The sequence below is a fragment of the Vulcanibacillus modesticaldus genome (assembly GCF_001730235.1).
GTDB lineage: Bacteria > Bacillota > Bacilli > Tepidibacillales > Tepidibacillaceae > Vulcanibacillus > Vulcanibacillus modesticaldus.
Map to the genome: position 1 here is coordinate 1 of NZ_MIJF01000047.1, position 6987 is coordinate 6987.

10 protein-coding genes and 2 pseudogenes are annotated in these 6987 nt (G+C 29.8%); 5 read left to right on the forward strand and 7 right to left on the reverse strand.

The genetic code is table 11. The features are described from left to right. The first annotated feature begins 323 nt into the window (after window positions 1-323). Entirely contained in the window at window positions 324-998 is a 675-nt protein-coding gene (locus tag BHF71_RS08675; RefSeq protein ID WP_141705370.1) for a M61 metallopeptidase family protein, read from the forward strand. 128 nt (window positions 999-1126) lie between these two features. On the opposite strand, the pseudogene BHF71_RS12385 reads toward BHF71_RS08675, so the two are convergent. Together BHF71_RS12385 and BHF71_RS08680 are read right to left on the reverse strand one after the other, a co-directional pair. Then, window positions 1127-1948, reverse strand: a pseudogene (locus tag BHF71_RS12385) (IS256 family transposase); the annotation flags it as partial. 114 nt (window positions 1949-2062) lie between these two features. Further along, window positions 2063-2518: a hypothetical protein gene (locus tag BHF71_RS08680; protein ID WP_141705372.1), complete on the reverse strand. Its 456-nt coding sequence runs from the start codon at window positions 2516-2518 to the stop codon at window positions 2063-2065. A gap of 459 nt (window positions 2519-2977) precedes the next feature. Between BHF71_RS08680 and BHF71_RS08685 the strand changes: the two genes are divergently transcribed. Beyond that, entirely contained in the window at window positions 2978-3487 is a 510-nt protein-coding gene (locus tag BHF71_RS08685; RefSeq protein ID WP_069657275.1) for a hypothetical protein, read from the forward strand. A gap of 12 nt (window positions 3488-3499) precedes the next feature. On the opposite strand, the pseudogene BHF71_RS12390 reads toward BHF71_RS08685, so the two are convergent. The 5 genes and pseudogenes from BHF71_RS12390 to BHF71_RS08710 form a co-directional block, all read right to left on the reverse strand. Beyond that, a pseudogene (locus BHF71_RS12390) lies at window positions 3500-4336 on the reverse strand (DNA-methyltransferase). A gap of 154 nt (window positions 4337-4490) precedes the next feature. Continuing rightward, window positions 4491-4640 (reverse strand): hypothetical protein, encoded by a 150-nt coding sequence (locus BHF71_RS12160; protein WP_176717345.1) that lies wholly within the window; start codon window positions 4638-4640, stop codon window positions 4491-4493. Between the two features lie 21 nt (window positions 4641-4661). After that, on the reverse strand, window positions 4662-4841 hold the full coding sequence (locus BHF71_RS08700; RefSeq protein ID WP_069657278.1) for a hypothetical protein: 180 nt from the start codon (window positions 4839-4841) through the stop codon (window positions 4662-4664). Next, window positions 4834-5016: a Com family DNA-binding transcriptional regulator gene (locus BHF71_RS12615; RefSeq protein ID WP_069657279.1), complete on the reverse strand. Its 183-nt coding sequence runs from the start codon at window positions 5014-5016 to the stop codon at window positions 4834-4836. Before BHF71_RS12615 ends, BHF71_RS08700 begins: the two co-directional genes overlap by 8 nt. Window positions 5017-5065: 49 nt before the next feature. Continuing rightward, the gene (locus BHF71_RS08710; protein WP_069657280.1) at window positions 5066-5314 is read right to left on the reverse strand and encodes a helix-turn-helix domain-containing protein; all 249 of its coding nucleotides are present in this window, start codon (window positions 5312-5314) and stop codon (window positions 5066-5068) included. A gap of 161 nt (window positions 5315-5475) precedes the next feature. Between BHF71_RS08710 and BHF71_RS08715 the strand changes: the two genes are divergently transcribed. The 3 genes from BHF71_RS08715 to BHF71_RS08725 all read left to right on the forward strand — a co-directional run. Beyond that, complete coding sequence (locus BHF71_RS08715) at window positions 5476-5865, forward strand: helix-turn-helix domain-containing protein (protein ID WP_069657281.1); 390 nt, start codon at window positions 5476-5478, stop codon at window positions 5863-5865. A gap of 136 nt (window positions 5866-6001) precedes the next feature. Further along, window positions 6002-6754 (forward strand): HNH endonuclease, encoded by a 753-nt coding sequence (locus tag BHF71_RS08720; RefSeq protein WP_069657282.1) that lies wholly within the window; start codon window positions 6002-6004, stop codon window positions 6752-6754. Window positions 6755-6812: 58 nt separating this feature from the next. Continuing rightward, on the forward strand, window positions 6813-6987 hold a 175-nt coding region (locus BHF71_RS08725), incomplete at its 3' end, for a transposase (protein ID WP_084024127.1).

A 6987-nucleotide genomic window follows, 5' to 3' on the forward strand; every position in this document is an offset into this window, starting at 1 on the left:
GAAGAGAATTCTTACCAAGCAATGCCCCCATCAAATAAACAATGATTTTATTTTGAACCTCAATGTATAGTAGCAACAAAGAAATAACTTTAGACATCAAGTTTGCCGCCTCCTTTGTTTGAGTAATTTTTTGAATGGTCAACTAAAAATTACCCTTAAATTGAGGGGGTGGCAATACCTTAATATAAATTTTTCAATAACAACAAGGTTTTTGACACAATAATCTATAAAACTTTTGACAATACGATTCCGAAGAAAATGGTTGGTATATGATATATCCTAATGAATATGATAACCAATATATAAGTTTTGGTGAATTTGATATGAAGCAATTTACCATCAAAAATACAACTTTCTCATTATCTCAATTAAATACTGCTTCCAAAGAAGAGAGAGAAGAGATTAAAAAATTTATCGAAGATGTATTTATTTACTTAACAGATAAGTTAGGAGAACCACCTACAGATTATGCTAGGAATTTTGTCATAACCATCTTAAATGACCGAAGTGATTCAGGTTCAGCAGGTTACCGAACTCTAATTAGTTATTGGGATAAAAAAGTTTTAACACACGAATTTATTCATTGGTGGAATGGTGTAACCATGGGTAGTGGAATTAATGTCTGGAATGAAGCCGGAACAGAATATTTAGCATTTAAAACATTAAAAGATATGGGGGTCTGGACTGAAAAGCAGTATATCCAATCTATGATAAATATTAATGCCGTAAGAGAAGTATATCCTTATGCTAAATATTATAGCAATGTATATGAAGGTGAAGCTTTTGCTTTTATGAGGGATTTAGATCTATTAATTATTGAAAAAACAAATGGGCAATTTTCTCTTGAGGATGTTATAAAATATTACCATCAGCTAGGTAGAGAAATATATAATTATAAAAACTTATCAATAAATGAAACAGTAGAACTTATTAAAAATGTAACTGGAGTTGATGTAACCAACTTTATTAATGAACGTTATGCTCCAGATACCATATGAGTTGTGAATATCTTATAAAAAAATCTGAGAACATTTCTTTCAATTAATAAGAATGCCCTGAAGCATGATGCTATATAAGTTTCAGGGCATTTACTTTACTTATAATTTTTATAATTTCCCGCAATAATTTTATATATATTTTTTAAATCTTCAGCTATTTCATATTGATATTTTTTACCACGTGGTTTAAAGTGTTTCTTACTTTGTGACTACACAACGCTGAACGTCAGCTCTAGGATAAATAGATTTGAATGTTTCTTCGTGTCCAGCTAAACCGTCAAATACACCTAGTAGAACTTCTTTAACACCAGAAGAATATAAATCTTAGAGTATTTCTTTCCATCCTTAAAGCAGATTCTTGTCCACCAACATAAAACAAGAATCTCACAGTATCCCTCTTCGGTTACACCAAGAACAAAGTAGATAAATTCTTTGCCCTCAACATCTCGTCTAAGCTTTACATACATACCATCGAGATAGATATCGGAATATCTTTTATTTAAAGGTCTTTGTTATTTCAATATCTTCAACAACTACATTGGTAATATTACTAATAATAGTTGGTGAATATGATGAACATAAAATTTTTTCGATAAAATTACCTATTTCTCGGGTACTCATTCCACTTTGGTACATTTTTATGATTGCTTCTTCTAACCAACCATCACGACGCTTATATGACTCGAATAATTGAGTATGGAATTCACCTTGACGGTCATGGGGAACTGAAATATTTTCAATTTAACCAAAGCAAGATCCAAAGAGCGGAGATAATAGTAGTTCTTGATATTAGCTAAATCAGTTACTTCAACTTTAAGAAAATTATTAAGTTCTTCCTTCATTATCAATTCAATTTTTTCTTTTAAGAAGTTTTTAATAAGATTTTCAAGTTGATTTGTTAACTCGGAATTAGTTACTAGATGACATAGTAGGGTTTTTCCTCTCTTTATAGAATCTGGACAATTCCGAGGATACCCTACTTTTTTATTTTGAGAAGTGCTTACACAAAATACTTTATATCATCCAACTAATTCACCAATAGATTTCGGAAAAATAATTACGTTTTATGTATCTTTATCTAACTTGGTCCATTTGTTGATGTTCTGCATAAAAAAGCGATAATTAAAATGTTCGTTATTTTCTTTATAATACCATTCGATTTTATCAATACCAATATAATAAAAATCATCTTTGGATGAAAACGCAAAGGCTGCTTCATGAAAATCTAAATCATTACCGGAGCCAATTGACATAATATCTAGCGATAAATTCAAATGATTTGTATCAAATAGATCTCGATATTTTTGATAATATTCGATAAGATACGGAAGATATCTTAGGAGGTATAATTGTTGGACAACCTTTTTTCGATAATCATGTAAATGAATATCATTGTATCTTAAATCTCTTAACTCACGCAATGATTCATAACTATCTATTTCTTCTATAAAATCATTATATATTTTATAAATTTTATTATAAATATACTCAAAAATTTTCCCTCCAAATAAATTTTTCATAACTGCAGTTAAGAAAAATTTATTCAAGAGCAATCGATTTATTACCATTATACTTTCAAAATATTGGCCCAATATCAAAACGAATTTGAAATCAGATTTCTTGTTTCAAAATTGACGGGTTGGAGTATTTCCCGTAATTATTTGTTGTGTGTGACCCATGTGTTATTAGTTTTAATTGTTAATATTGTAAAATTAAATATATAAAAAAACAGCCATTTGGAAATAATGTCCACTATGGAGGGATAACAATGCCAAGTGGTGAATGGTCTTTTTTAACAGAGTACGCAATTTACGACTATATAAATTATCGTTTTATGGAAAATCAACTCTATTTAAGGAAAATAATACACAAGGGAAAACGCCTGGCATACTAAAGAAGTACCGCCAGCATATATTAGTGGGCGTTGGTGTCCATCTGACAAACTTTCTAACTTTGACTTATCTATAGGTGATAAAGTTTTGTTTATTAATACAAAAGGAAGTAGTTGGAATGAAGTTAAAAGGAAGTTGAAAATAGATAGCGAGATATCGGATAAATGGATTTTAAATGAAATTTTTATTTGTACGGTTACTTCACCTATTCGAAGTCGAAAAGAATACTGTGATCTTCGGGGTATTGATGTTAATAGTCCTCTATGGTATGACGAAACAAAAAAAGGAAAATTGGATAATAGAATAAAGAAAAGTAAAAATAAAGTATGGAATGAGGTCTTTGAATTTTCAGTTGAAAAACGTTTAAGCAATTTAAATTTAAACTTACACATACTGTCAAAAGAAAATAAAAAATTTCATGAATTAGTTCTTTCAATACTAAATGTTTTTGCTGATTCAACTTCTCGTGAAATTAGTCAGGAAATGTATATCTCTTTTATCGAATATATATTGAACGTTAAAAACCACGAGATAAACAACTTATTACCATATATTGAGAATACCCATATGCAAAATGACCTTAAACAATTACATTAAAAATTTTGAGAATTAATTTGAATATCTGTCTCCTTTTCTTTTTAAATTATATTCATCTATAAGATCATTAATATATGTTTTATTGATTTCATACCCAATAGCATTCCTTTTTAGCTTTATTGCTTCTTTTACAGTAGTACCAATTCCACAAAACGGGTCTAACACAATGTCATTTTTCAAACTATACATTTTAATTAATCTATTTACTAAACTAGAAGGAAATGTTGCTGGATGTTTCTTGTTATGGGGTGAATTAATTTCCCAAACAGGATTAGCCCAATCTAGAAATTTTTCTTTTGGGATTCTATTATACTCTTCTGCTTGTCGTTCCTCCATACTATGCAAATCTCTTTTTTTGCCAGGCTTTCTAAATACTATTATATGTTCTATGCTCAAATCTGCATATAAATATGGAGGAACAGCCCATCTTTTATCCACTGATCCCCAAACAATTTTCCCCTTTCTCCCTTTCTTCACACTTTGTTTTTTCCATATAAAATGTTGAAAAAAATCAAAACCCATTTCAACAAAATAATTTATAATATCTGAATGAAGAGGGAAAATTCTTGGCCTAAAATTCTTTCATCTTTTTCTAGTTGATTCCATTATGTCTCCAACTATAAAAACTGCTATACCATCTTCTTTTAATACCCTCATGCTTTCTATTAAATTCTGCTTAAGGATTTCAAAAAAATGTCTATATGTCAATCCAAATCCAAGTTGCTGTGGATGATTTTCATAGTTTTTTAAATTCCAATACGGTGGGCTTGTAATAATTAAGTCTATTGAAGCTGTTGATACCTCATGCATACCTTTTGTTGAGTCTTTAATATAAATTATTATATCCATAATTCTCCCTCTACCTTTTTTTCATATATATATGAAGAGAGAGATTGTCCATATTTTAAAAATTAATATTTAAATTATTAATGCTCTTAACATTTATAAAAATGTTTTTCACATTGTGCTATTTGAACTAATTTGAAAATATATAAATCTTTAACTATATGATTGTAAAAATAAATAGTAACTTTAGCATATTGTCAATCGATAAGAATTCTGGGCTTAAAATAGATAAGATTAAAGTAATAACAATTAAACCGATTAAGGGACCAAAATTCTTAATTTTATTTGTAATATCTTTATCCTCCATTCTTACTTTCCTCCCGTCGCTTCATACATAATATTCTTTTGGGTCTGCTGCATGATGAAGATCTTCTGCTATCTTCATCAAGTCATTTACAGCATCGTTCTTACTGTAATTTTTGTCGTCCATCATCTCGAAACAAACTTTGAGAATTCTTGTCTTTATATCATTTAGGAACCATGTTTCCTGGAGCTTAGCTTTATCCACGCTTGCTCACCCCCTTGCCAACAACTTCCGAAATTCTTACACCTTTTTTGCTGTCAAGATGTAAATGAATGACATTGCGGCATTTGGGACATTTGATGCTCATATCGACCAAGCCATTAAACTGGATCTCGAATAGTTTTCGTTGACATGAAGGGCATCTGAGTTGTTCAGTCATGTTGATGCCTCCTTTTGCATGAATTGTGAATCAATGATTGATAATAAGGTTAAGCTAAAGATTTTTTAGTTGAGGTTTGCTCAAGTTTATCTTCAAAAAAAATTTCCTTTGTTAATTCGGTTAAATCCATATCAAGCTTTTTAGCAATTATAGGTAAATGTTCTGCCTTAAGTTTGTTTTCTCCGGACTCAATTCGAGAATATCCACCAGCTGTTTTTAGCCCAAGAGCATCTGCCATTTCCATAAGAGATATATTTCTATCTATTCTTAGTTGCTTAAGTTTGGTATAGTTCAACATAATCACCACCTTTTTTGATGTTTCCTCAACTTTTAAATATATAATAATTGAGTTTTGCTCAATTGTCAATAAAAAAATTGCTATTTAATCAAATTTGTTTTCAAAATTATGTATAAATGTTATTCTTTAATTGATGTATCAGCAACGTTGGAGGTATTTATATGACTCTAGGGGAAAGAATAAAATCTTTAAGAAAAGCAAATAAAATGACTCAATTAGATTTGGCCAAATATTTAGGTAAAGATAATACTACAATTTCTAAGTGGGAGTCAGATATTTATCAACCCGATGCTGATGAACTTAAACGATTAGCAGAAATTCTTTCAACAACCACAGACTACCTCCTCGGCCGATCCGACTCACCAGTGGAATTCACAGAGGAAGATTTTGAATTTGTTCGTGATTTAGAATTAACTGATGAAGAGATCATGGAAAAATATAATTTTAATGTTGATGGAGTAAAATTAACTGAAGAAGAAATCAAGGGGATACTTGCCTTCGTTAGAGCTAATAGACATCTGGTAGAAATGGAGAAGAAAGAAGAAAAATAAAATATTACGATCATCAAAGATATAACAAAACGACTGCCAATAGGTAAGTCGTTTTTGCTGTTTAATGGGGAATGTCGAAATTAGTCATGATTTGTCGAAATTATAATAGTAAATAATTTGTTCGGAGGTTTTAATTTTGAGAGATGATTTTAATCAAAAAACAAAAGATACTTTGTATAAAAGAGTAGGTGGTTTTTGTTCAAATCCAAATTGCGTTGTTGCAACAACAGGACCTCACTCAGATAATAAAAAAATTAAAAATATTGGAGTTGCTGCTCATATTACAGCTGCAGAAGAAGGTGGCCCTAGATATGACCCTAATTTATCGTCTAAAGAACGTAAATCTATAGAAAATGGAATATGGTTATGTCAAAATTGTGCAAAATTAATAGATAATGATGAGACTTTATACCCTGTTGAATTGTTGTTAGAATGGAAAAAAGAGGCTGAAAAAAAAGCTGAGGATAGAATAGGAAAACCATTTAGTTATGAAAGAAAAACAGAGATCCGTTCTTTACTTCCTGGCTTAATTGAACAATTAAGTCAAGCTATAGGTGACGAGTCAGATGATAATGGTGAAATTTCAATTCCAGAAGAATATGATATTGATAAAAAAATAGAATATAATAATTTAAAAAAATATAAGTTTATAGTAGATGACTACGGTTTTTATTATGATACTTGTCAAACAACCTTAAATGCTATTGATAATTTAAACCCGGGTTCAAAAAAAACATTGCTTAATTTCATAAACGAAAAATATAAGGAAACATTAAGAAATTATGTTGCACAAAATGCAGAACAAGATAAATTATCAATTGTACGTAACCATTCAGATGATATAATTGATGATGTAAAATTTAATTTGATAACTATGGAGTTAGTATAGTTTTGTGGACACACCTTAGTTAAGTCTAATACAATAATTTTGAGAGGATGTGTCCTATATGAAAAGAAAAGGTGTAGCAAAAAAATATACTGAAGATTTTAAACAAACAATAGTGGAACTCTACAATTCTGGAACTCCAGTAAAAAAATTAAGTAGCGAATATGGTGTATCTGAAGTAACGATATATAAATGGATTAGGTCCTATACCCCTGTAGGTGAAGGAAAGGATTCCT